At 61.6% G+C, this 1,175-nt stretch carries 2 protein-coding genes; both read left to right on the forward strand.

Annotated features, from left to right (window positions below; translation table 11 throughout):
• Positions 1-49 precede the first annotated feature (49 nt).
• Positions 50-739: a TetR/AcrR family transcriptional regulator gene (locus tag EN984_RS35345; RefSeq protein WP_127271156.1), complete on the forward strand. Its 690-nt coding sequence runs from the start codon at positions 50-52 to the stop codon at positions 737-739.
• A 118-nt stretch (positions 740-857) separates the two neighbouring features.
• Positions 858-1,175: SspB family protein (locus EN984_RS35350; protein ID WP_245480192.1), on the forward strand; the 318-nt coding region annotated here is incomplete at its 3' end.

Genomic DNA, 1,175 nt, shown 5'->3' on the forward strand with positions numbered 1-1,175 from the left:
AATTTAGACACTCTTGTCTAAATCGTCAATCACCTCTATATAGTTTTTTATGAAGCTGCACGTTTCTCCTGACATTTTCCCGCCACGCGGCCATGAGGCCAAGCGCCTCTCGATCGTCGACTCCGCCGCCACCGTGTTTTGCCGCGAAGGTTTCGCCGGCGCCAACATCGATCTGATCGCGGCCGAAGCCGGCGTTTCGCGCCAGACGATCTACAACCATCATGGCGACAAGGAGAAACTGTTCGTCGCCGTGGTCCGCGACCTCACCGAACGCTGCAATGCCGGCATCTTCGCCACCATTGCCACCTTCCCCGACCAGCCGGGGGATCTCGAAGCCGACCTGATCGGCTTTGCCGTGCGCCTGAACCAGAACTGCATCTGCAACCGCGACGGAAAATTCCTGCGCAAGCTGATCCAGACCGAAGGCGAGCGCTATCCCGAACTGTTTGCCGAATGGCGCGAACAGGGTCCGGGCAGGACATGGCCGGCAATCGCCGCCCGCTTCGCCCGCCTCGCCTATGGCGGCCATCTCACGATCGAGGATCCCGACGTGGCGGCACGCCAGTTCCTTGGCCTCGTCAATGCCGAACTGCAGACCACCTTCATGCTTGGCGGCTCGCCTCGCGAGGACGAGGTGCTGCAATCCGCGACCAATGGCGTGCGCACCTTCCTGCGCGCCTTCGGCAAGCGCCGGTCCGCGGCCTCGTCCGAAAAGCAAAGCGCGCTCACCAGCGCCTGAGCGATCAAATCGCTGGCAATAGTCTTCGCTTCCGCGCAAGGGTCATCTATATGCGGTTTACGCCGCCCTCAAGCTTGATTACAGCTATGCGGACGATTCAACGGAACCCGACCGCCACATGGCCGACGACCACATCCGCTACGACATTCTGGCCCAGGAGGCGTTGCGCGGCGTCATGCGCAAGGTCCTGGCCGAGGTCGCGCGCACCGGCCTCCCCGGCAACCACCACTTCTTCATCACCTTCCTGACCGGCGCGCCGGGCGTACGCGTGTCTTCGCGGCTGCGCGAGCGCTATCCCGAGCAGATGACCATCGTCATCCAGTTCCAGTATTGGGACCTGAAGGTGACCGATACCGGCTTCGAGGTTGGCCTGTCCTTCTCCGATGTTCCGGAAAAACTCGAAATCCCGTTCTCGGCCGTGCGCGGCTTCTATGAT

Source organism: Mesorhizobium sp. M7A.F.Ca.CA.004.12.1.1 (assembly GCF_003997835.1).
Classification (GTDB): Bacteria; Pseudomonadota; Alphaproteobacteria; order Rhizobiales; family Rhizobiaceae; genus Mesorhizobium.

Excerpts from the sequence above, each read along its gene's own strand:
- EN984_RS35345 (WP_127271156.1), top strand. The coding sequence starts at position 50 with ATGAAGCTGCACGTTTCTCCTGACATTTTCCCGCCACGCGGCCATGAG.